This is a genomic window from Streptomyces sp. NPDC047525 (assembly GCF_040643025.1).
In the GTDB taxonomy this organism is placed as follows: Bacteria; Actinomycetota; Actinomycetes; order Streptomycetales; family Streptomycetaceae; genus Streptomyces; species Streptomyces durmitorensis.
The window spans coordinates 787,564-809,368 of record NZ_JBEYTL010000001.1; the positions used below are offsets into that span (position 1 = coordinate 787,564).

The 21,805-nt window shown below is 72.0% G+C and carries 18 protein-coding genes and 2 riboswitches; of the genes, 7 read left to right on the forward strand and 11 right to left on the reverse strand.

Going from position 1 to position 21,805, the window contains the following annotated elements:
- Nucleotides 1-22: 22 nt before the first annotated feature.
- Nucleotides 23-1,471: an argininosuccinate synthase gene (gene argG / locus ABZ833_RS03810; RefSeq protein WP_361040551.1), complete on the reverse strand. Its 1,449-nt coding sequence runs from the start codon at nt 1,469-1,471 to the stop codon at nt 23-25.
- A gap of 109 nt (nt 1,472-1,580) precedes the next feature.
- Here argG and ABZ833_RS03815 point away from each other — a divergent pair, with 109 nt between their 5' ends.
- The 4 genes from ABZ833_RS03815 (at nt 1,581) to ABZ833_RS03830 (ending at nt 6,882) form a co-directional block, all read left to right on the forward strand.
- A complete protein-coding gene (locus ABZ833_RS03815) occupies nt 1,581-2,120 on the forward strand; it encodes a GNAT family N-acetyltransferase (RefSeq protein ID WP_361040554.1) in 540 nt (179 codons plus the stop codon).
- Between the two features lie 145 nt (nt 2,121-2,265).
- Nucleotides 2,266-3,759, forward strand: coding sequence for an ABC transporter substrate-binding protein (locus ABZ833_RS03820; RefSeq protein WP_361040557.1), 1,494 nt, complete (start codon nt 2,266-2,268; stop codon nt 3,757-3,759).
- Nucleotides 3,760-3,766: 7 nt separating this feature from the next.
- Nucleotides 3,767-5,596 (forward strand): ABC transporter permease subunit, encoded by a 1,830-nt coding sequence (locus ABZ833_RS03825; protein WP_361040559.1) that lies wholly within the window; start codon nt 3,767-3,769, stop codon nt 5,594-5,596.
- An 83-nt stretch (nt 5,597-5,679) separates the two neighbouring features.
- Nucleotides 5,680-6,882 (forward strand): MFS transporter, encoded by a 1,203-nt coding sequence (locus ABZ833_RS03830; RefSeq protein ID WP_361041343.1) that lies wholly within the window; start codon nt 5,680-5,682, stop codon nt 6,880-6,882.
- Here ABZ833_RS03830 and ABZ833_RS03835 read toward each other — a convergent pair.
- From ABZ833_RS03835 to ABZ833_RS03880, 10 genes are all read right to left on the reverse strand, one after another.
- The gene (locus ABZ833_RS03835; protein WP_361040561.1) at nt 6,871-7,752 is read right to left on the reverse strand and encodes an ATP-binding cassette domain-containing protein; all 882 of its coding nucleotides are present in this window, start codon (nt 7,750-7,752) and stop codon (nt 6,871-6,873) included. The two genes, ABZ833_RS03830 and ABZ833_RS03835, sit on opposite strands and share 12 nt — an antisense overlap.
- Complete coding sequence (gene cbiQ / locus ABZ833_RS03840) at nt 7,749-8,498, reverse strand: cobalt ECF transporter T component CbiQ (RefSeq protein ID WP_361040564.1); 750 nt, start codon at nt 8,496-8,498, stop codon at nt 7,749-7,751. The genes ABZ833_RS03835 and cbiQ overlap by 4 nt, the downstream gene beginning before the upstream one ends.
- A 6-nt stretch (nt 8,499-8,504) precedes the next feature.
- Nucleotides 8,505-8,903: an energy-coupling factor ABC transporter substrate-binding protein gene (locus ABZ833_RS03845; protein WP_361040566.1), complete on the reverse strand. Its 399-nt coding sequence runs from the start codon at nt 8,901-8,903 to the stop codon at nt 8,505-8,507.
- Entirely contained in the window at nt 8,903-9,676 is a 774-nt protein-coding gene (locus ABZ833_RS03850; RefSeq protein WP_361040569.1) for an energy-coupling factor ABC transporter permease, read from the reverse strand. The genes ABZ833_RS03845 and ABZ833_RS03850 overlap by 1 nt, the downstream gene beginning before the upstream one ends.
- Before the next feature lie 29 nt (nt 9,677-9,705).
- A riboswitch (cobalamin riboswitch) is annotated at nt 9,706-9,917 on the reverse strand.
- A gap of 132 nt (nt 9,918-10,049) precedes the next feature.
- On the reverse strand, nt 10,050-10,904 hold the full coding sequence (locus ABZ833_RS03855) for an enoyl-CoA hydratase (RefSeq protein ID WP_361040571.1): 855 nt from the start codon (nt 10,902-10,904) through the stop codon (nt 10,050-10,052).
- Nucleotides 10,901-11,776, reverse strand: coding sequence for a 3-hydroxyisobutyrate dehydrogenase (mmsB, locus tag ABZ833_RS03860; RefSeq protein WP_361041346.1), 876 nt, complete (start codon nt 11,774-11,776; stop codon nt 10,901-10,903). The genes ABZ833_RS03855 and mmsB overlap by 4 nt, the downstream gene beginning before the upstream one ends.
- Before the next feature lie 38 nt (nt 11,777-11,814).
- Nucleotides 11,815-12,882 carry an enoyl-CoA hydratase/isomerase family protein gene (locus tag ABZ833_RS03865; protein WP_361040573.1) on the reverse strand — a complete coding sequence of 356 codons (1,068 nt, stop codon included), beginning with the start codon at nt 12,880-12,882 and terminating at the stop codon, nt 11,815-11,817.
- Nucleotides 12,879-14,027 carry an acyl-CoA dehydrogenase family protein gene (locus ABZ833_RS03870; protein WP_361040576.1) on the reverse strand — a complete coding sequence of 383 codons (1,149 nt, stop codon included), beginning with the start codon at nt 14,025-14,027 and terminating at the stop codon, nt 12,879-12,881. Before ABZ833_RS03870 ends, ABZ833_RS03865 begins: the two co-directional genes overlap by 4 nt.
- A 5-nt stretch (nt 14,028-14,032) precedes the next feature.
- Nucleotides 14,033-15,532 carry a CoA-acylating methylmalonate-semialdehyde dehydrogenase gene (locus ABZ833_RS03875; RefSeq protein ID WP_361040578.1) on the reverse strand — a complete coding sequence of 500 codons (1,500 nt, stop codon included), beginning with the start codon at nt 15,530-15,532 and terminating at the stop codon, nt 14,033-14,035.
- Nucleotides 15,533-15,774: 242 nt separating this feature from the next.
- A riboswitch (cobalamin riboswitch) is annotated at nt 15,775-15,960 on the reverse strand.
- Nucleotides 15,961-16,027: 67 nt separating this feature from the next.
- On the reverse strand, nt 16,028-17,446 hold the full coding sequence (locus ABZ833_RS03880) for a short-chain fatty acyl-CoA regulator family protein (protein WP_361040580.1): 1,419 nt from the start codon (nt 17,444-17,446) through the stop codon (nt 16,028-16,030).
- Between the two features lie 374 nt (nt 17,447-17,820).
- Here ABZ833_RS03880 and aceA point away from each other — a divergent pair, with 374 nt between their 5' ends.
- The 3 genes from aceA (at nt 17,821) to ABZ833_RS03895 (ending at nt 21,691) form a co-directional block, all read left to right on the forward strand.
- Nucleotides 17,821-19,110, forward strand: coding sequence for an isocitrate lyase (aceA, locus tag ABZ833_RS03885; RefSeq protein WP_361040583.1), 1,290 nt, complete (start codon nt 17,821-17,823; stop codon nt 19,108-19,110).
- 122 nt (nt 19,111-19,232) lie between these two features.
- Nucleotides 19,233-20,825 (forward strand): malate synthase A, encoded by a 1,593-nt coding sequence (gene aceB, locus ABZ833_RS03890; RefSeq protein WP_361040585.1) that lies wholly within the window; start codon nt 19,233-19,235, stop codon nt 20,823-20,825.
- Entirely contained in the window at nt 20,822-21,691 is an 870-nt protein-coding gene (locus tag ABZ833_RS03895) for a 3-hydroxybutyryl-CoA dehydrogenase (protein ID WP_361040587.1), read from the forward strand. Before aceB ends, ABZ833_RS03895 begins: the two co-directional genes overlap by 4 nt.
- The last annotated feature ends 114 nt before the right edge of the window (nt 21,692-21,805 follow it).

The window sequence follows — 21,805 nt, forward strand, 5'->3', positions numbered from 1 at the left end:
GGTGCTCGTGACCGGTGAGCGATCAGTCCGTGCCGGACTCCATCGCGGCGCGGTCCAGCATCGTCTCCTCGTCCGTGGCGGTACCACGCGAGGCGATCGCCTCGGCGCCACCGCCGTCCATGGCGCCGATCAGACCGGTCGAAGCCGCCTGCGCGGCGCCGATCGGCGTCGGGTGGCCGCCGCCGACCATGCCGAGGCCCGCGTACTGCTCGAGCCGCGCACGGGAGTCGGCGATGTCCAGGTTGCGCATGGTGAGCTGGCCGATCCGGTCCACCGGGCCGAACGCCGAGTCCTCGGTCCGCTCCATGGAGAGCTTGTCCGGGTGGTAGCTGAACGCCGGGCCCGTGGTGTCGAGGATCGAGTAGTCCTCGCCGCGCCGCAGCCGCAGCGTCACCTCACCGGTGATCGCCGCGCCGACCCAGCGCTGCAGCGACTCCCGGATCATCAGCGCCTGCGGGTCCAGCCAACGGCCCTCGTACATCAGCCGGCCGAGACGCCGGCCCTCGCTGTGGTACGAGGCCACGACGTCCTCGTTGTGGATCGCGTTGACCAGACGCTCGTAGGCGATGTGCAGGAGCGCCATGCCGGGGGCCTCGTAGATGCCGCGGCTCTTGGCCTCGATGATCCGGTTCTCGATCTGGTCGGACATGCCGAGCCCGTGCCGGCCGCCGATCGCGTTGACCTCCATGACGAGGTCGACCGCGGAGGCGAACTCCTTGCCGTTGACGGTGACCGGGCGGCCCTGGTCGAAGCCGATCGTCACGTCCTCGGTGTCGATCTCCACCGAGGGGTCCCAGAACTTCACGCCCATGATCGGGTCGACCGTCTCGAGCCCGGTGTCGAGGTGCTCCAGGGTCTTGGCCTCGTGCGTGGCACCCCAGATGTTGGCGTCCGTGGAGTACGCCTTCTCCGTCGAGTCCCGGTAGGGCAGCTCGTGCGCGAGCAGCCACTCCGACATCTCCTTGCGGCCGCCGAGCTCCGTGACGAAGTCCGCGTCCAGCCAGGGCTTGTAGATCCGCAGGTGCGGGTTGGCGAGCAGCCCGTACCGGTAGAACCGCTCGATGTCGTTGCCCTTGAACGTGGAGCCGTCGCCCCAGATCTGCACCCCGTCCTCGAGCATGGCCCGCACCAGGAGCGTGCCGGTCACGGCGCGGCCCAGCGGCGTGGTGTTGAAGTACGCACGCCCGCCCGACCTGATGTGGAAGGCACCGCACGCGAGCGCGGCGAGTCCTTCCTCGACCAGCGCTTCACGGCAGTCGACGAGGCGGGTGATCTCGGCGCCGTACGCGGAGGCACGGCCGGGCACGGAGGCGATGTCGGGCTCGTCGTACTGGCCGATGTCGGCGGTGTACGTGCACGGGACGGCGCCCTTGTCGCGCATCCAGGCGACGGCTACCGAGGTGTCGAGACCGCCGGAGAAGGCAATGCCGACGCGCTCGCCGGTGGGGAGGGAGGTGAGGACCTTGGACATAGGAAGAGTATGCATCACTTCGCATGACCATGCAACGTTGACCGCCCAGCTGCGGTCGGCAGTGCACCAAAGCCCTGGCCGCAGGCCGTATCGGCCTATTGCCTAGGATGTGCAAGTGCTTGAATACCGCATCAGAACGGCCGCCACCGACGACCTCGGCGCCGCGCGGGCCGTCATGCTCGACACCGTCTACCACGACTTCGGCACGGGGTACGTGCCGCGCTGGCACGGCGACATCATCGACCTCGGCGGCGCGTACCTGAGGCCCGCCCGCCACACCCTGCTGGTCGCGGTGGACGGGCAGGACGGGACGGTCGCCGCCACCGCGGCGCTCGACTCCAGGGGCCCCGCACATCCGCCGAACCCGCGCTGGATCGCCGATCGCTTCCCCTCGGGCGGGACGGCACAGCTGCGGCGCGTCTATGTACGTGCCGAGCACCGGCGCCGCGGCCTTGCCCGGCGTCTGGTCGGCGAGCTGCTCGACTTCGCCGCGGCGGACGGCGGCTACGAGGCCGTCTATCTGCACACCGACCCGGCGGTGACCGGCGCCGAGGGCTTCTGGCGCTCGCTGGGCAAGGTGGTGCACGACGAGCGCGAGGACTCCGGCGCATCGCGCGTCATGCATTTCGAAGTGCCCGTGCGGCCGTAGCCCCCAGCCCTCCCCCGGCACGCAGCCCCACCACGACCCCGGCTCATTAATGGAAATGGTTATCATGTAGCCTCTGTGGCTGCCGCTGCACCACCGGGCCCACTCCACCCCGAGTCGGCCCCACTCCACCCCGAGAACGAGGACCATGCGCTCCGTCCGCCACCGCCCCCTCATAGCCGGTCTGCTCGTCGCTCCCCTGCTCGCCGGCTGTTTCGCCGCCAAGAACGACGCGTCGGGCGACACCGCGGACGGCGCCCGGCTGAAGGTCGCGCTGGCCTTCCCGCCCTCCGAGAACTTCTCGCCGTACGGGGCCGATGCCACCCTCCTCAGCCGTCTCGGCGTCACGGAGGGCCTGACCAAACTGGACGCGAACGGCGCCGCCGCCCCTTCGCTCGCCGCGTCGTGGCAGCAGGAGGGCGACCGCAGCTGGCTGTTCACCCTGCGCCAGGCCACCTTCCAGGACGGCACCCGGGTCACACCGGCCGCCGTCTCGTCGGCCCTCACCCACGCGGGCAAGGCCAAGCCCGTCACGGCCGCACTCTCGGGGGCCGCCCTCACCGCCGAGCCCGTCGGCGACGACCGGGTCCGGATCACCACCGCCGACCCTGACCCCGCGCTTCCGCTGCGCCTGTCGAGCCCCGGCCTCGCCGTGCTCTCCGCGAAGGCGTACGAGAAGGGCGACAAGGTCAGTCCGGTCGGCACCGCCACGGGACCCTTCGAGCTGACCGGGACCACCGGCGCCACCGCGGCCGTCCTCGACCGCTTCGACGACTACTGGGGCGGTCGCGCCCAGGCGTCCGGCGTCGACGCGCGATTCATCGCCGACGGCACCGCCCGGACGAACGCGCTGCGCACCGGCGACGTGGACATCGCCGAGGCGGTCCCCGTCTCCCAGGCCGCCTCCCTCGACAAGGGCCACGGCCGCGAGACCGCGACGGCCCGCACCACGGCTCTCCAGCTCAACACCGAGAAGGGCGCCTTCAAGGACCCCGGTCTGCGCGCCGCCGCCCGTGCCGCGATCGACACGTCCGCGCTCGCCAAGGACGTGTACGAAGGCCACGCCGACACCGGCAAGGGCATCTTCGGCCCCGCCCTGACCTGGGCCGAGGGCAAGCGCGTCAAGCCGGAGGGACAGGCGGAGGCGAAGGCACCCGGCGGGAAGTCGATCACCCTGGGCACGTACGACAACCGGCCCGAACTGCCCGAGGTCGCCCAAGTCCTCAAGCAGCAGCTCCAGAAGGCAGGGTTCAAGGTGACGCTGGAGGTCCGTGAGTCCTCCCGCATCGAGGGCGACGCGCTGGCCGGGAAGTTCGACGCGTTCGTCGGCGCCCGCAACACCATGCTCGACACCGGCGACCCCGTCTCGGTCCTCGCGAGCGACTACACCTGCGACGGCAGCTACAACCTCTCGCTGCTGTGCGACCCGTCGGTCGACAAGGCCGTGCAGAAGGCCGAGAACACCGCCGACACCGCGAAGCGGCAGGACGCGACCATGGCCGCCGAGGCCGCGATCCTCGGCACCGACGCCGTCGTCCCGCTGGTCCACCAGCGGATCATCACGGGCGTCGGCGGCTCGGTGCGGGGCGAGATCCTCGACCCGTACGAGCGGACGCTGGTCTCCGCCGGCACGAGGCGCTGAGGGCGGCGTGCCAAGCCTCGTCCGCGCCGGCCGGCCGGCGGCGCTGCTCTGGCGCGCGGCCCTGGCCGCCGCGCTGCTGTGCGCGATCGGCCTGCTGCCCTGGCTCTCGCACACCGACCCGGCGCTCACCGTGCTCAAGGCGCGGTCGGCGGAGCGCACCCCCACGCCCGAGGTCCTGGACGCGATCCGTGCCGACATCGGCCTGGACCAGGGCCCGTTGCACCTGCTCGGGCAGTGGACGAGCGGACTGCTGCACGGGGACGCCGGGCGGTCGTGGATCTCCGGTGATGCCGTACTGCCCTCCGTGGTGCAGTCCCTGGGTGTCTCGTTGCTCCTGATGTCCGTGGCGCTCGCGGTGGCCGTCGGCACGGCCGGCGCGGTGTGCGCCCGCACACAGTGGCTCGGCTCGCGGCGCCGTCTCACCGGGCGCCGCAACCCGGGCAGCGGCGCGGCGGTCCTCGCCGCGCTGCCCGAGTTCCTGACCGCCTCGGTGCTCGCCACCGTGATCGGCGTGCACCTGGGCTGGCTGCCCGCCCTCGGCTGGTACGGGCCGCAGTGGCTGGTGCTGCCCGCGCTCTCGCTCGGCCTGCCCGCCGGCGCACTGCTCGGGCGGCTCCTCGACGACCTGCTGCCCGGCGCCTTCGCCGAACCGTGGGCGCGGGCCGCCGCGGCCCGCGGCATCCCGAGCGGGCGTATCGCGTGCCACGCGCTGCGCCGCTGCGTCCCCGGCCTGCTGCCGAACCTCGGCCTGTTCGTCGTGGGCCTGACCGGTGGCGCGGTCGCCGTGGAGCAGGTCTTCGACATTCCCGGGCTCGGCCGCTCCACCCTGCAGGCCGCCGTGGCACAGGATCTGCCCGTCCTCCAGGCCGGGGCGCTCGCGCTCGTGCTGCTCGCCGCCGTGGCGGGCGGCCTCTTCCGCCTCGCTGCGCGGCTCACGAGCGGTCCCGCCCTGCGCGACGGCGCGCTGCCGACCCTGCACAGCCCGGCGCCGCCCGCGCCCAGCCGACTGCCGCTCCTGTACGGCGGACTCCTCCTGGGCGTCATCCTCCTCAGCCTGGCCCGCGATCCCCTCGCCCTGGAGACCGCGGCCCGGCTCCAGGCGCCGTCCTGGGCACACCCGTTCGGCACGGACGCCCTGGGCCGCGATGTGCTCGCCCGGGTCGGGCACGGCGCGCTGCACACGCTCGCCCTGGCCCTGGGCATCAGCGCCTTCGCCCTGGTGGCCGGTGTGCTTCTCGGGCTCCTGCCCCGGTTCTCCGGTCCGCTCCTCGACACGCTCAACGCCATACCGCCGACCCTCGCGGGCCTTCTCGTCGCCGGTGTCGCGGGCAGCGGTGCGGCCACGCCCGCGATCGCGGTGGCCGCCGTCGCCTGGGTCCCCCTGGCCGCCCACACCGCCGCCCTGCTCCTCCAGGAGCGCGCCACCCTCCACCTGACGGCGACCCGGAGCCTGGGCGCGGGCCCCCTGCATCAGCTCCGGCACCATCTGCTGCCCGCGGTCCTGCCGCCCGTCGCCCGCCACGCGCTGCTGCGGCTTCCCGGCGTCGCGCTCGCCCTGGCCGCCCTCGGCTTCCTCGGCCTCGGCGCCCAGCCCCCGTCCCCCGAGTGGGGCCTGCTCCTCGCCGAGAACCAGCCCTACGCCGAACGCGCCCCCTGGGCACTGCTCGCCCCGGCAGCGGCGCTCGCCCTTCTCGGGGCCCTCGCGGTGACATCGGCGGGCGGAGTGCCGGTCCCCCGGTGGCTGCGGCGCGGACGCCGGTCCGACGATCAGCCTCTGGTGGCCGACGTGCCGTCCCCGAAGCGGGAGTTGACCACGGCAGGGACGGGCGCCCGGTGAGCGGTCGACGTCAACTGCCCCTGCCCTCGCGGCTGCGCACCCGGCCCGGGAAGCGACCGCCCCGCGAACGGACCTGGCCGCACCTGTCTCTCCTCCTGCGCCTGCTGATCCTGACCCAACTCGCCTTCAACGTCGGCTTCTTCGCCGTGCTGCCCTTCCTGGCCGAGCACCTCGGCGCGGCGATCGGCATGGCGGGCTGGCTGGTGGGGCTCGTCCTCGGGCTTCGTACGTTCAGCCAGCAGGGGCTCTTCGTCGTGGGCGGCGTCCTGACCGACCGGTACGGCGTACGCCCGGTCGTGCTCACCGGGTGCGTGCTGCGGATCGCCGGTTTCGCCTGGCTCGGCTTCGCGCGGCAGACCTGGGCGGTCATCGGCGCCGTACTCCTGATCGGGTTCGCCGCAGCCCTGTTCTCCCCCGCCGTGGAGTCCGAGGTCGCCCGGCAGGCCGTGCTCTGGGAGGAGGAGGGCCACGGCCCGCGCACCCGCGTCCTGGCCCTGCTCACCGTGGCGGGCCAGGCAGGCGCGTTCCTCGGTCCGCTCATCGGCGCGCTGCTGCTCTCCGTCGACTTCCGCACCGTCTGCCTGGCCGGGGCCGGGGTCTTCGTCCTCGTCCTGGCCGGGCACCTGTGGCTGCTGCCGCAGCGGATCCCGGGGCGGGAGCGGATCCGCGTACGAGGAGGCGTGGGCGAGCTGCTGCGCAACCGCCGCTTCCTGGCGGTGTGCTGTGCCTACGGCGCCTATCTCCTGGCGTACAACCAGCTCTATCTCGCCCTGCCTCAGGAGGTGGAGCGCGCGGCCGGGTCGCAGGCGCCGCTGGCCTGGCTCTTCGCCCTGTCCTCGCTGCTCGTGGTGGCCACGCAGCTTCCGGTCACGCACTGGGCCGCGGGCCGGCTCGACGAGCGGCGCTCCATGGCGGCCGGGCTCGTGCTCGTCTCCGCCGGATTCGCCGTCGTGGCCCTCGCGCGCCCGGCCGCCTGGACCGGCGCTGCCGGACTGCTGCCCGCCGCCGCCTTCGTCGTCCTGCTCACGCTCGGCCAGATGCTGGTCGCCCCGGCCGCGCGCGCCTGGGTCCCCGATCTGACGCGCGACGGCAGGCTGGGCCTCTACACCGGTGCCCTGTCCTCGGTCTCCGGCCTGATCGTCCTCGCGGGCAGCGCCGCGAGCGGCTCGCTTCTCGACGCGGGGCTCCCGCCCTCGGTGCCGTGGCTCGCGCTCGCCGCGGTCCCGCTCCTCGCCGTGGCACTGCTGCCCCGCCGCGCCCCTGCTCGTGGTGCGTCAGCCGGTTGACGCACCGGGCATCGCCGGGGCCGTGAGGGCCGCCAACTCCTCCGGGGTGCGCGGCCCTTCGCCCGCGCCGTCCAGCAGCCCCTTGGTCCGCAGCAGCTCCGATACGGCGATCCCCCAGGGCAGGCGGAGGCCCGCCTGCGCCAGGAGGTCGCGGTGGGCCAGCATCTGCGCGACCGGTCCCGTGCGCACCCCCGAGGGCATGAGCAGCGCCGCGTCGTCGGCCCAGCGGAGGGCCAGGTCGACGTCGTGGGTGGCCATGACCACGGTCGTCCCCGCGTCCCGCAGGCCTTGCAGGGTGTCCAGGAGGCGCTCTTGGCCGTCGGGGTCGAGCCCCGCGGTCGGCTCGTCGAGGATCAGTACGCGCGGGCGCATCGCCACGGCGCCGGCGATGGCCGTGCGTTTGCGCTGGCCGTAGGAGAGCAGATGCGTGGGCCGGTCCGCCAGGGCGCTGATGTCGAGCGCGGCGAGCGCCTCGGCGACCCGCGCCCGGACCTCGGCGTCGGAAAGACCCAGGTTCAGCGGCCCGAAGGACACGTCCTGCTCGACCGAGGCCGCGAACAGCTGGTCGTCCGGGTCCTGGACGACCAGTTGCACGGTGGTGCGCAGCCGGGTCAGACCCTTGCGGTCGTACGTCACGGGGGTGCCCCCGAGCGTCAATCCGCCCTGCTCCGGCCGGAGTCCGCCGCTCAGCAGCCGCATGAGGGTGGTCTTGCCGCTGCCGTTGCGTCCGAGGAGCGCGAGGGCGCGTCCCTCGGTGACGTCGAAGTCCAGGCCGCTGAGCACGGTGGGCCCTTCTTCGTACGCGTAGGAAGCGGCGCGCAGAGCGACCAGGGTCTCGCCGGGCTCGCGAGGAGCGCTCGGCTCGCTCATGGAAGAAGCCTTTCCAGTACGAGGGTGAGGGCCACCAGGCCCGTGAGGAGTACCGCGCTGACGGCCACGAAGCGCCGGGAGACCCTGGCGTCGGGCACGAGCACCCGAAGGGTTCCGTCGTAGCCGCGCCCTGCGAGCCCGGCCTGCAATCGCGTCGCCCGGTCGAAGGCCCGCACGAACGCGGTGGCGCCGAGGCCGCCGAGGGAGCGCCAGGTAGCGGCCCGGGTGGTGTGGCCGAGGCGCGCGGCCTGCGCCTGCCGGATCCGGCTCATGGAGTCCAGGAGCAGGAAGCTCATGCGGTACATGACGAGGGCGACGTCCACGACCGGCGCCGGTACGCCCGCCTTCACCAGGCGGGGCAGCAGATCCGACATCGGTGTGGTGAAGGCGAAGAGCAGGACGCCGAGCGAGGCCGCCGACGTGCGCAGGAGCAGACCGCCGGCCCGCGCGGGGCCGCCGTCGGCGAGCGTGACGAACCCTTCGGGCCCGCCGAGTTGCACGATCAGGGTCAGGGCGCCGGTGACGCAGAAGCCGAGCGGCACGCGGTAGGCGCGCCACAGTTTGCGCGGCGGCACACCGGCGGGTCCGAGCAGTACGGCGAGCGCGGCGACCAGGACCAGGGCGGCACCCGGCCAGGGCGGCAGGGAGACGGCAAGGACGGTGAGGCCGAGCCCGAGCACGGCCTTGTCCACGGGGTGGCGGCGGCGCCAGCGACTGCTGTGCGCCGCCGCGTCGATGGGGAGCACGCCGGGTCAGACCTGCTCGGTCTCGGGCCGGGCGCCCTCCGCATCGGCTCTCTGCTCCGTGGGGGCGGATGCGGGGACGGGGGCGGGTGCCTCCTGCGATCGTGCGATCTCCGCGCCCTGCCTGCGTCCCTTGCGCAGACCGAAGTAGTACGCGAGGACGCCCGCGCCCAGCGCCGCCTGCAGGGCGAAGAGCGCCGACTCGATCTCCCCGGAGGGGGGTTCGTACAGCGGCGAGAACCAGGGTTCGTAGTCCGGCTTGATCTCGGTGATCGCGGTCTCGGCCTGGGCGTCGGCCCCGGTGAACGGCTCCTTCTCGTCGTCGCCGAGACCGAGCGCCAGCGGCAGTACCGCGAGCGCGGCGACGATGAGGAGGAGCAGAGTGTTGATCTTCGCGTTCCGGCTCATCAGGCGCTGGCCCCCGTCTCCGTCGTCGTCTTCTCCGTCTTCGCGGTCTTCGCGGTCTTCGCCGTCTCCGCGGTCTTCGCTGTCTCCGTCGCCTTGGTGGCCGACTGCTTGCCCTGGAGCAGCACGCCGAGCCGCGTCAGCTCACCCTTGCTGGACTGCACGAGCAGCCGCATCACGATGACGGTGAGCAGTCCCTCGCTGACGGCCAGGGGGATCTGCGTGACGGCGAAGATGCCGCCGAACTTGCCCAGGGCGCCGATGAATCCGCTGCTGGGGTCAGGGAACGCCATGGCCAGCTGGACGCTGGTGACGCAGTACGTGGACAGGTCGGCGACGAACGCGCCGAAGAAAACGGCGACCATGAGCGGCACGTCGTACCGCTTCAGGAGCCGGTAGACGGCGTATCCGGCCCATGGCCCGACGATCGCCATGGAGAACACGTTGGCGCCGAGCGTGGTGAGCCCGCCGTGGGCGAGCAGCAGGGCCTGGAACAGCAGGGTGATGGTGCCGAGCACCGTCATGATCGGCGGCCGGAACAGGATCGCGCCGAGGCCGGTTCCCGTCGGGTGCGAGCAACTGCCCGTGACGGAAGGGATTTTCAGTGCGGAAAGGACAAATGTGAAGGCACCGGAGGCGCCCAGGAGCAGGGTGCTCTCCGGGTGCTCCTTGACCTCACGAGTCAGGGAGCGGACTCCGTGGACGACGAACGGCGCGGACGCTACGCCCCAGGCGATCGCGTGCGCCGGTGGGAGGAAACCCTCGGCTATGTGCATGGCTAAGCAGACCCTCTCCAGCACCTCGTGGATGGACAACGTGCCTTGGCCGGTCTCCTGGCTGACGGGTCGTACCGACCGGACTCCGCCTTCCCGGGTGCGTGAGCACCCAGTGGCTGCCGCGAGGGCTGGAGCCGGACTTCCCGATCACAGTGGCGAGGGCCGCACCGGCATCACACCGGATTTCCCGTTCACCAAGGCGTGGTGACCTTAGTGCGCAACCGAGATTCCTGACAACTTGCGGGGCCACCGCAGCTGTGGCACGCGCGAGCGCACACGACCAGGGCGTACGCCCCTGGTCAGCCCCTGTGCCCGGTGCGTGCACACCTGGCGCGCGCCACGCCTTCTCCGGGCGCCGGGAGCGGGTGGAGCGTCAGGAGTGCGTGAAGCCGGGCGGTCGCTTCTCGACGAAGGCGGCCATCCCCTCCTTCTGGTCCGCGGTCGCGAACACGGCGTGGAAGAGGCGGCGTTCGAAGCGGACACCCTCCGCGAGGGTCGTCTCGAAGGCGCGTGACACCGCCTCCTTCGCCATCATCGCGACGGGCAGGGACATGCCCGCGACGGTCTCGGCGACGGCGAGTGCCTCGCCGACGAGATCACCGGCGGGCACCACCCGGGAGACGAGCCCGGCCCGCTCCGCCTCGTCGGCGTCCATGGTCCTGCCGGTCAGACACATCTCCATGGCCTTGGCCTTCCCCACCGCGCGGGTCAGCCGCTGCGAGCCGCCGATGCCGGGGATGACGCCCAGTTTGATCTCGGGCTGTCCGAACACGGCGGTGTCGGCGGCCAGCAGGATGTCGCACAGCATGGCCAGCTCGCAGCCTCCGCCGAGCGCGTAACCGGAGACGGCCGCGACCGTCGGCGTGCGCAGCGCCCCGAGCCGGTCCCAGGCGGTGAACCAGTCGCTGAGGTACATGTCCATGTAGCTCTGGGGCCGCATCTCCTTGATGTCGGCCCCGGCGGCGAACGCCTTCGGTGATCCGGTGAGGACGATGCAGCCGATGCCCGGGTCCCGGTCCAGGTCCGCCGTCGCGGCGACGATCTCGTTCATCACCTGGAGGTTGAGTGCGTTCAGGGACTTGGGGCGGTCGAGCGTGAGCAGCGCGGTGCGGCCTTTCCGCTCGATGCGGATCGTCTCGTACGACTCCGTGGCCTCAGCCGTCTCCGTGGTCTCCGTGGTCTCCGTGGTCTCCGTGGTCTCCGTGGTCTCCGTGGTCTCCGTGGTCATGCGTTGTTCCCGTCCCCTGCCTTGTGGTGCCTGATGGTGTTGACGATCCCGGAGAAGTCCTGGTCCGCTCCGGCTCCCTGCGCGTAAGTGGCGTACAACTCAGCCGCCTTGAGGCCGAGTTGGGCGTCGATCCCACTGGCTGCGAGGGCGTTGGCCGCCAGGCCGAGGTCCTTGGCCATCAGCGGGGCGGCGAACCCGGGGCGGTAGTCGCGGTTGGCGGGGCTGCCCGGGACGGGGCCCGGCACCGGACAGTTGACGGTCAGGGCCCAGCACTGGCCGGACGCGGTCGACGCCACGTCGAACAGGGCCTGAGGGGAGAGGCCGAGGCTCTCGCCGAGTACGAACGCCTCGCTCACCGCGATCATCGAGACCCCGAGGATCATGTTGTTGCAGATCTTCGCGGCCTGGCCCGCGCCGGGCCCGCCGCAGTGCACCGCCTTCCTGCCCATGACCGTCAGGAGCGGCTCGGCCTCGGCGAACTCGGCTTCGCCGCCGCCCGCCATGAAGGTGAGCGTGCCGGCCTCGGCGCCCACCACTCCCCCGGAGACCGGGGCGTCCAGCGTCCGCATCCCGGCCGCGACCGCGGCCTCGTGCGCGCTGCGCGCGTCGGCCACGTCGATGGTCGAGCAGTCGATGAACAGCGTGCCCGGCCGCGCGGCGGCCAGGAGCCCTTCCTCTCGGTAGAGGCCGAGCACGTGCCGTCCCGCGGGCAGCATGGTGATCACCACGTCCGCCGCCGCTGCGGCCCGTGCCGATGATCCGGCCGCCTCCACGCCGTTCTCGACGGCCGCGGTGAGCAGGTCGGGCATCAGGTCGTGGCCGAGGACGCGGTGCCCCGCCCCGGCGAGGTTGGCGGCCATCGGACCGCCCATGTGACCGAGGCCGATGAATCCGATCGTGCGCTTGCCGTTCACCACGCCACCTCCTGTGGGGCCGAGGCCAGGTCGAGTTCGCCTCCGGCGGGCGGGGCGAAGTAGCGCTCCACGTCCGCGCCGCCGACCTCGGCCAGGGTGGCCGGGGCCCAGCGGGGGCTGCGGTCCTTGTCGATGACCTGGGCGCGGATCCCCTCGGCCAGGTCGTGCGAGGCGAGCGCGGCGCAGGAGATCCGGTACTCCTGCTCCAGGACGCGCTCCAACGGGCCGAGCCGCCGTGCGCAGCGCAGTGCGGCGAGCGTGACCTTCAGGGCGGTGGGCGACTTGGCGGCGAGGGTGTCGGCCGCCTCCGCGGCGGCGCGTGCTCCATGGCCGCGCAGCCGGGCGAGGATCTCCTCCACCGTGCCCGCGGCGTAGCAGTCGTCGATCCAGGAGCGATGCCCGGCCAGCTCACCGTGCGGCACCTGGCGCACGTAAGGCCGGAGCGCGTCCCACACCGGTCGCACGGCGAGGTCGTCGAGGAGCCGGGGCAGGTCCCCGCTGGGCACGAAATGGTCGGCGAGCCCGCAGAGCAAGGCGTCGCCCGCGCCGATCTGTGCGCCGGTGAGCGCCAGATGGGTGCCCAGTTCACCGGGCGCGAGGGCCAGCAGGTAGGTGCCGCCCACATCGGGCGCGAAGCCGATGCCGGTCTCCGGCATCGCGATGCGGGAGCGCTCGGTGACGATGCGGACGTCGCCGTGCGCGGAGACGCCGACGCCGCCGCCCATCACGATCCCGTCCATCAGGGCGACGTACGGCTTGGGGTAGCGGGCGATGCGGGCGTTGAGCCGGTACTCGTCGCGCCAGAAGTCGGCGGATGCGGTCGTCCCGGCGCGCGCGTCCTCGTAGATGGAGCGGATGTCGCCGCCCGCGCACAGGCCGCGTCCGCCCGCGCCTTGGATGATCACGGTCTGTACGTCCGGGTCGTCCTCCCAGGCGGTGAGCGCCTCGTCGACGCGCCGCACCATGGCGTGGGTGAGGGCGTTGAGGGCCTGGGGCCGGTTGAGCGTGAGGTGGGCCGCGTGGCCCTCGGTACGGAGCAGGACGAAGTCCTCGGCCGCGGTCACCGCAGCGGCTCCGTCAGGCCTCGGGCCACGATGACGCGCATGATCTCGTTGGTTCCTTCCAGGATCTGGTGGACGCGGAGGTCGCGGACGATCTTCTCGATGCCGTACTCGTTCAAGTAGCCGTAGCCTCCGTGGAGTTGCAGGGCACGATCGGCTACGGAGTAGCCGGTGTCGGTGGCGAAGCGTTTGGCCATCGCGCACAGCTGCGGCGCCTGTGGGTCCCGGCGGTCCAGGGCCTGGGCGGCCTGGTGGACCAGGGCGCGGGCGGCGGCGAGTTCGGTCGCCATGTCGGCGAGGCGGAACTGCAGGCCCTGCGCGTCGAGGAGCCGGGCGCCGAAGGCCTCCCGGTCGGCGAGGTACGACAGGCTCTTGTTGAGGGCGCTCCGGGCGCCGCCCAGGGAGCAGGCGGCGATGCCGAGCCTTCCGCCGTTCAGGCCGCTCATGGCGATGCGGAAGCCGTCGCCCACAGGGCCGAGCAGCCGGTCGGCGGGCACCCGCACGCCGTCGAGGACGACCTGCCGGGTGGGCTGGGCGTTCCAGCCCATCTTCTTCTCGTTGGGGCCGAACGAGAGCCCGGGATCGTCTCGTTCGACGACGAACGCGGAGATCCCGCGGGGCCCTTCTCCGTCGGTGCGCGCCATGACGACGTACACCTGCGCGGCGCCCGCACCGGAGATGAACTGCTTGACCCCGCTCAGGACATAGTCGTCGCCGTCGCGCACGGCCCGGGTGCGCAGGGAACCGGCATCCGATCCGGCGCCCGGTTCGGTGAGGCAGTAGCTGCCGAGATCGTCCATGGAGCACAGGCGGGGCAGCCACCGTGCCCGTTGCTCCTGGTCGCCGTAGGTGTCGATCATCCAGGCGACCATGTTGTGGATGGAGAGGTAGCCCGCGATGGACGGGCAGCCGGAGGCGAGTGCCTCGAAGACGAGGACACCGTCGGCCCGGGTCAGACCGCTGCCGCCCGCGTCCTCCCGTACGTACACGCCGCCGAGCCCGAGCCCGGCCGCCTTGCGCAGTACGTCGAGGGGGAAGTGCTTGTCCTGGTCCCACTGCACGGCGCGGGGAGCCAGATGGTCCTCCGCGAAGTCGAGCGTGGTCTCGACGAGGGCCTGTTGGTCCTGGCTGAGCGAGGTGGTGGTCATGGCGCTCATCCCATGGTGGGCAGGGTGAAGCTCGCGCCTTCCCTGGCCCCTGAGGGCCAGCGCGAGGTGACGGTCTTGGTACGGGTGTAGAAGCGGATGGCGTCCGGGCCGTGCTGGTTGAGGTCGCCGAAACCGGAGCGCTTCCAGCCGCCGAAGGTGTGGTAGGCCACGGGGACCGGGATGGGGACGTTGACGCCGACCATTCCGGTGTCGACCCGGCGGGTGAAGTCGCGGGCGGTGTCGCCGTCCCTGGTGAAGATCGCGACCCCGTTTCCGTACGGGTGCTCGCTGGGCAGGCGCAGGGCCTGCTCGTAGTCGGCGGCCCGTACGACACACAGGACGGGGCCGAAGATCTCCTCGCGGTAGATCCGCATCCGCGGGCTGACCCGGTCGAAGAGCGAGGCTCCGGCGAAGAAGCCGTTCTCGTGGTCCGCCAGGGTGAATTGCCGCCCGTCGACGACGAGTTCGGCTCCTTCGTTGACGCCGATGTCCACGTAGCGACGGACCCGGTCGAGTGCGTCCCTGCTCACCAGCGGGCCGAAGTCGGCTTCCGGGTCGTCGCTGCGGCCGATGCGCAGCGTGCCGATGCGTTCCTTGAGCGCGGCGACCAGCCGGTCGGCGGTCTCCTCGCCGACGGGCACGGCCACCGAGATGGCCATGCAGCGCTCGCCCGCCGAGCCGTATCCGGCACCGATGAGCGCGTCGACGGCCTGGTCGAGGTCGGCGTCCGGCATGACGATCATGTGGTTCTTGGCGCCGCCGAAGCACTGGGCACGCTTGCCGTGCGCGGCCGCGGTGGCGTAGATGTGCGCGGCGATCGGCGTGGAGCCGACGAAGCCGAGCGCGCCGACCCGGGGGTCCTCCAGGAGCGTGTCGACTGCCTCCTTGCCGCCGTTGACGACGTTCAGGACGCCGGGCGGCAGACCGGCCTCCAGGAACAGTTCGGCAAGGCGCAGGGGCACGGACGGGTCGCGCTCGGACGGCTTCAGGATGAACGCGTTGCCGCAGGCGAGCGCGGGCGCGGCCTTCCACAGCGGGATCATCGCGGGGAAGTTGAACGGGGTGATCCCGGCGACCACACCGATCGGGGAGCGCAGCGAGTGCACGTCGATCCCGGTGCCCGCGTTGTCGGTGAACTCGCCCTTGAGCAGATGGGGGATCCCCGCGGCGAACTCCACGACTTCCAGGCCGCGTTGGAGGTCGCCGTGCGCGTCGGCCACGGTCTTGCCGTGCTCGGCGGACAGCATCCGTGCCAGGGAGTCGCGTTCCGCCTCGACGAGCTGGAGGAAGCGCAGCAGGACACGGGCGCGCCGCTGTGGGTTCCAACTGCCCCACTCCCGCTGGGCGGTGACCGCGTCGGCGATCGCCGTCTCGGTGTCGGCCCGTCCCGCGAGCGGTACGCGGGCCTGGACGGTGCCGGTGTTGGGGTCGTACACGTCGCCGAAGAGGCCCGACGTGCCGGCGGTGTGCTTGCCGCCGATGAAATGGGTGAGTTCACGGACCATGGGTGCCTGCTCTCGTCAGGTGAGATCCGGGGACGGCACGGCGAGCCGCCGGCGGGGCGCACGGGTGTGTGCGCTGCCGGTGCGAGCCGTGGGACAGCGGACGTCGGGACCGTCAGGCGTGGATCGGGACCGCCTTGGGTCGCGAAGTCCTATGAGCGCGTGCTGAGTTGCGTGCGCTCCGCCGGATCACCAGGGTCGTGGGTACGGACCGGTGCCATGCGTGTCTGCTCCATCCTCGTGGACAACACGGAACATTCCGCGGCCGGTATCCTGACTCCCGGATCTGCGCGCGCCGCCCGCCTTCCCGGCAGACCTCGCCAGTGGCGTGTGGATGACAGCACACTCCCCGGTCACAGTGGCGGGACCGTGCCGGATTCACACCGGCTTCCCTGCACCGCGGACCTTGTGCCACGAACATATAGTTGGACGTCCTAGTAAGTCCACCCCCCTCGGCCCGCCCCTCAGTTCGGCCCGCCCCTCAGTTCGGCCCGCCCCTCAGTCGGCGCGCGCCTCCTCCCCGGCCACGGGGTAGGGCACGAAGGTGCTGCTGTTCTCGTCGATCGCGAGGCGCCGGTCCAGCGGGGGAACCGCCCGCTGGGGGCAGTCGGTGCGCTCGCACAGGCGGCAGCCCATGCCGATGGGCACGGCGGACGAGGCGCTGCCGAGGTCGAGGCCGTCCGAGTAGACGAGCCGTGCGGCGTGGCGGATCTCGCAGCCGAGGCCGATGGCGAACGTCTTGCCGGGCTCGCCCCAGCCGCCGCGGTGCCGGGTGACCGCACGAGCGGTCCACAGGAAACGCTGACCGTCCGGCATGGACGCGACCTGGACGTGGGTGCGGCCGGGCGCGGCGAACGCCTCGTACACGTTCCACAGCGGGCAGGTGCCGCCCGCGCGGGAGAAGTGGAACGCGGTGGCGGACTGCCGCTTCGACATGTTGCCCGCCCGGTCGACCCGGACGAAGGAGAAGGGCACGCCGCGCAGCCGGGAGCGCTGCAGGGTGCTGAGCCGGTGGCAGATCGTCTCGTAGCCGAGGCCGAAATGGTCGGTCAGCCGCTCGATGTCGTAGCGGAACTCCTCCGCGGCCGCGTGGAAGCGGCGGTAGGGCAGGATCAGCGCGGCCGCGAAGTAGTTGGCGATGCCGATGCGGGCCAGCGGCCAGGCCGCGGTCTCCTGGCCGAAGTCCTCCGACGCGAGGTCGGAGACCTCGTCCGCGTACTCCAGGAGCGCGAGCTGGGTGGCCATCCGGAACGCCTGCTGGCCGGGGCGCAGCCGGTTGGAGAGGTGCAGGACCCGGGCCGTCGGGTCGTAGTGGTGCAGGAGTCGGTCGGCGTCCGCGGCCAGGCGCACCCCGTGGCGCTCGGCGAGGCGCGCGGACAGGGCGCGCACGACCTCACCGGGGCGTACACCGATGTCGGCGGCGAACTGTTCGGCGGCGAGATCGATGTCGTGCAGGTAGTTCTGGCGCCGGTAGAAGAACTCGCGGATCTCCTCGTGCGCGGAGCGGGGCTGCGCCGCCGCTGCCGGACCGCGCCCCTCCGCGGCCTCGGAGAGCTGTTCGGTGAGGTGCTGGTTCCGGCGGCCGAGGTCCACCAGGACCGTCGCCACGGCGGGCATGCGCGATGCCAGGTCCGAGAGGTCGGAGGCGGACACCCGGCCCGCCGAGACCTCGCCGGTCAGGGCGTCCCGCAGGTCGGCCACCAGACGGCTGGTGTCGCGCGCGGAGAAGAAGCCCGGGTCGACGCCGAACGCCTCCGTGAGCCGCAGCAGCACGGGCACGGTCAGCGGCCGGGAGTCGTGTTCCATCTGGTTCAGATAGCTCGGCGAGATGGCCAGGGCACGGGCCAGGTCGGCCTGGCTCATGCGGCGCTCCTCCCGCAGCCGTCGCAGCCGCGCTCCCGCGTACGTCTTGCTCACCCGTGGCTCCTGCCCGTCCGGTCACGATCGTCGGCACTGCCCGTGATGGTAGCCACGCGGACGAGAACTGCGGGCTTAACAAGATTGGCAAAACGGCGAAGCGCAGAACTTGGCATCTTTCCCCGCTTGTTGGCACTGAGTGCCGATGTCAGAGTCGTACCGCGGCCCGCCGGACTCCGTCGGGCGGATCGGAAACGGGGTACGACTCAATGCCCTGACGTCGGTGATCCCGACCCTTCCGCCCGGCTCGGCGGCATTGCTCGGATCGCTCACCACGGAGCCGGCGGGCCGCACTCTCGATGAGTCCGGCACTCCGTGCCATTGATTCGCACAGTTCACGATTTCCTTAGTTCACGAGTTCCCAGGAGACGGTCATGGCACAGGCAGGGACGACGACGGCAACGGCCCAGGAGCTTGCTCAGCGGTGGGCTACCGACGCCCGCTGGAACGGGATCGAGCGCACCTACACCGCCGACGACGTGGTCAGGCTCTCCGGCAGCGTCCGCGAGGAGCACACCCTCGCCCGGCGCGGCGCCGAGCGGCTGTGGCGGCAGCTGCACGAGCAGGACTACATCCACGCGCTCGGCGCCCTGACCGGCGGCCAGGCGGTCCAGCAGGTCAAGGCCGGCCTTCAGGCGATCTACCTGTCCGGCTGGCAGGTGGCCGCCGACGCCAACCAGGCCGGGCACACCTACCCCGACCAGTCGCTCTACCCGGCCAACTCGGTGCCGCAGGTGGTCCGTCGGATCAACAACGCGCTGCTGCGCGCCGACCAGATCGCCACCGCCGAGGGCGGCGAGGACACCACCGACTGGCTCGCGCCGATCGTCGCCGACGCCGAGGCGGGCTTCGGCGGACCGCTCAACGCCTTCGAGCTGACCAAGGCGATGATCGCCGCGGGCGCCGCCGGTATCCACTACGAGGACCAGCTGGCCTCCGAGAAGAAGTGCGGCCACCTTGGCGGAAAGGTCCTCGTGCCCACCGGCCAGCACATCCGCACCCTCAACGCCGCCCGCCTGGCCGCCGACATCGCCGATGTGCCGACGCTGATCGTGGCCCGCACCGACGCCCTCGCGGCGAACCTGCTGACCAGCGATGTCGACGAGCGCGACGCGCGGTTCGTCACGGGCGAGCGCACCGCCGAGGGCTTCTACCGGGTGCAGAACGGCATGGCGCCCGTCATCGCCCGCGGCCTCGCCTACGCCCCGTACGCGGACCTCATCTGGGTCGAGACCGGCACCCCTGACCTCGCGCAGGCCCGTGAGTTCGCCGAGGCGATCCACGCCGAGCACCCCGACCAGATGCTCGCCTACAACTGCTCGCCCTCGTTCAACTGGCGTGCCGCCCTGGACGACGACCAGATCGCCAAGTTCCAGCGCGAGCTGGGCGCCATGGGCTACCGCTTCCAGTTCATCACCCTGGCCGGCTTCCACTCCCTCAACCACGGCATGTTCGACCTGGCCCGCGGCTACGCCGAGCACGGCATGACCGCCTATGTCGACCTCCAGGAGCGCGAGTTCGCCGCGCAGGCGCAGGGCTTCACCGCCGTCAGGCACCAGCGCGAGGTCGGCACCGGCTACTTCGACCAGGTGTCCACCGCCGTCAACCCCGCCTCCTCGACGACGGCGCTGTCCGGTTCCACCGAGGAAGAGCAGTTCCACTAGACGCTTCGCTGGATCGCCGCCATCTCATCCGCGGGCCGGTGGGGGCTTGGCGCGCAGTTCCCCGCGCCCCTTACGGGGCCTCCACCGTCCCGTAGATCCGTACCCCCTGTTGAGGAGACCGCATGCCCCTCTCCGCTCCGACCCGCCGTGCCCAGGTCCTCGGCTCACCGGCCGACCGGCACGACGAGATCCTCACCCCCGAGGCCCTGGAGTTCGTCGGCCGACTCGTCGACGCCTTCGCCGAACGCCGCCTGGAGATCCTCAAGGAGCGCATGCGGGTGGCGGCCCGCCTCGCTTCCGGCTCCCCGCTCGACTTCTCCATCGCCACTGCCCGCATACGGGCGGACGACTCCTGGCAGGTGGCGCCCCCCGCGCCCGGCCTGACCGACCGCCGCGTGGAGATCACAGGGCCGCCGGAGCGCGGCATGGCGGTCAACGCCCTCAACTCCGGTGCGCAGGTGTGGATGGCGGACTTCGAGGACGCCACCTCGCCCACCTGGGACAACATCGTCGGCGGTCACCTGAACCTGCTCGACGCCATCGAGCGCAGGATCGACTTCAGCACACCGGAGGGCAAGCGTTACCGGCTCGGCGAGCAGGTCGCGACCATCGTCGTCCGCCCGCGCGGCTGGCACCTGACCGAGGAGCACCTGCTGATCGACGGGCGGCCCGCGCCCGCATCGCTCGTGGACTTCGGGCTCTACTTCTTCCACTGCGCCCAGCGGCAGATCGACGCCGGACACGGCCCGTACTTCTACCTTCCGAAGCTGGAGAACCGCGACGAGGCCCGGCTGTGGAACGACGTGTTCGTGCTCGCCCAGGACCTCCTCGGCATCCCCCGCGGCACGATCCGCGCCACCGTCCTGATCGAGACCATCACGGCGGCCTTCCAGATGGAGGAGATCCTCTACGAGCTCCGCGAGCACAGCTCCGGCCTCAACGCGGGCCGCTGGGACTACCTCTTCAGCCTCATCAAGACCTTCGGCCACCGCACCGACTTCCTGCTGCCCGACCGGGCGAAGGTCACCATGACGGCCCCCTTCATGCGCGCGTACACCGAACTCCTCGTCCGCACCTGCCACAAGCGCGGCGCCCACGCCATCGGCGGCATGGCCGCCCACGTTCCCGGCAAGGACCCGGACGCCCACCAGGCGGCCCTCGCCACGGTGCGGCTCGACAAGGAGCGCGAGGCCGAGGACGGTTTCGACGGCTCCTGGGTCGCCCACCCCGCCCTTGTGCCCGTCTGCCGCGCGGTGTTCGACGGGGTGCTCGACACGCGCCCGCATCAGATCGACCGCACCCGTGACGACGTCGAGGTGACGGCGGCCCGGCTGCTCTCCGTGCGCCGCATCAGCGCGCCACCGACGTCCGAGGGCGTACGCACCAACATCGCTGTCGCCCTGCGCTACTTCGCCGCGTGGCTGCACGGGCAGGGAGCCGTCGCCCTGTACGGGCTGATGGAGGACGCCGCCACCGCCGAGATCGCCCGGGTGCAGATCTGGCAGTGGCTGCGCCACCGGGTCGTGGATCGCGCGACGGTCCTCGAACTGGTGGAGGACGAGCTAGCCGCCCTGGGCGCGGAGTACCCGTGGGCCCCTCTCGACGAAGTCCGTGGCCTCTTCGAACGGACCGCCCTGGCACGGGAGTTGCCCGCGTTCTTCACCACGGACGCCTACAGCCGTCACCTCGTGCGCCGCCCGGAGGGACAGTCATGACCACGGCCATCCGGCGGGTCGGTGTGGTGGGCGGGGGCCAGATGGGCGCCGGGATCGCCGAGGTGTGTGCCCGCGCCGGCCTGGACACCGTGGTCTGCGAGGCCGACGCCCTCGCCGCACGCGCCGCCGCCGAGCGGGTCGCCGTGTCGCTCGAACGCGCCGTCCAGCGCGGGAAGTTGGACCGCATCGGCGCCGAGGACGCACTGGCCCGCATGGTCTTCACCGGCAGCCTCGACGACCTGGCCGACCGCCAGCTCGTCGTCGAGGCCGTCGTCGAGGACACTGCGGCCAAGACGGAGATCTTCACCACCCTGGACAAGGTCGTCGAGGACCCCGAAGCGATCCTGGCCACCAACACCTCCTCCATCCCGGTCATGCGTCTGGGGATGGCGACCCGGCGTGCCGACCGTGTCCTCGGGCTGCACTTCTTCAACCCCGCCCCCGTGCTTCCCCTGGTCGAGGTCGTGTCCTCGCTGCACACGGCCGCACGGACCGTCGCCGCCGTCGAGGACTTCGCCACGCACACCCTGGGCAAGACGGTCGTACGGTCCCAGGACAGAGCGGGCTTCGTCGTGAACGCGCTGCTCGTCCCCTACCTCCTCTCGGCGATCCGGATGACCGAGTCCGGCTTCGCCACGCCCGCCGACGTGGACGCGGGCATGGAGCTGGGCTGCGCGCACCCGATGGGGCCGCTGAAGCTGGCGGACCTGATCGGCCTCGACACGGTCGCCTCCATCGCGGCATCGCTCTACGAAGAGTTCAAGGAATCCCTGTACGCCCCGCCGCCGCTGCTCCAGCGCATGGTGGAGGCGGGGCTGCTCGGCCGCAAGAGCGGCCGCGGGTTCCACACCTACGACCGGGGCTGAGGGGCCCGGGTCCGCCGCCGGGCTGAGGGGCCCGCGGCTGCTGTGAGCGGGCGCGCGGAACAGAGTGGTGATCTGTTCCGCGCGCCCTCATGTGCCGATCCGGGCGGGGTCCGT

Coding starts and splice junctions, on each gene's coding strand:
- ABZ833_RS03835 (WP_361040561.1), bottom strand. CDS start 7,752: ATGAGCGAGCCGAGCGCTCCTCGCGAGCCCGGCGAGACCCTGGTCGCT.
- mmsB (WP_361041346.1), bottom strand. CDS start 11,776: ATGGGCGGTCCGATGGCCGCCAACCTCGCCGGGGCGGGGCACCGCGTC.
- ABZ833_RS03845 (WP_361040566.1), bottom strand. CDS start 8,903: ATGAGCCGGAACGCGAAGATCAACACTCTGCTCCTCCTCATCGTCGCC.
- ABZ833_RS03895 (WP_361040587.1), top strand. CDS start 20,822: ATGACCACGGCCATCCGGCGGGTCGGTGTGGTGGGCGGGGGCCAGATG.
- ABZ833_RS03875 (WP_361040578.1), bottom strand. CDS start 15,532: ATGGTCCGTGAACTCACCCATTTCATCGGCGGCAAGCACACCGCCGGC.
- ABZ833_RS03850 (WP_361040569.1), bottom strand. CDS start 9,676: ATGCACATAGCCGAGGGTTTCCTCCCACCGGCGCACGCGATCGCCTGG.
- ABZ833_RS03820 (WP_361040557.1), top strand. CDS start 2,266: ATGCGCTCCGTCCGCCACCGCCCCCTCATAGCCGGTCTGCTCGTCGCT.
- argG (WP_361040551.1), bottom strand. CDS start 1,471: ATGTCCAAGGTCCTCACCTCCCTCCCCACCGGCGAGCGCGTCGGCATT.
- ABZ833_RS03855 (WP_361040571.1), bottom strand. CDS start 10,904: ATGACCACGGAGACCACGGAGACCACGGAGACCACGGAGACCACGGAG.
- aceA (WP_361040583.1), top strand. CDS start 17,821: ATGGCACAGGCAGGGACGACGACGGCAACGGCCCAGGAGCTTGCTCAG.
- ABZ833_RS03870 (WP_361040576.1), bottom strand. CDS start 14,027: ATGACCACCACCTCGCTCAGCCAGGACCAACAGGCCCTCGTCGAGACC.
- aceB (WP_361040585.1), top strand. CDS start 19,233: ATGCCCCTCTCCGCTCCGACCCGCCGTGCCCAGGTCCTCGGCTCACCG.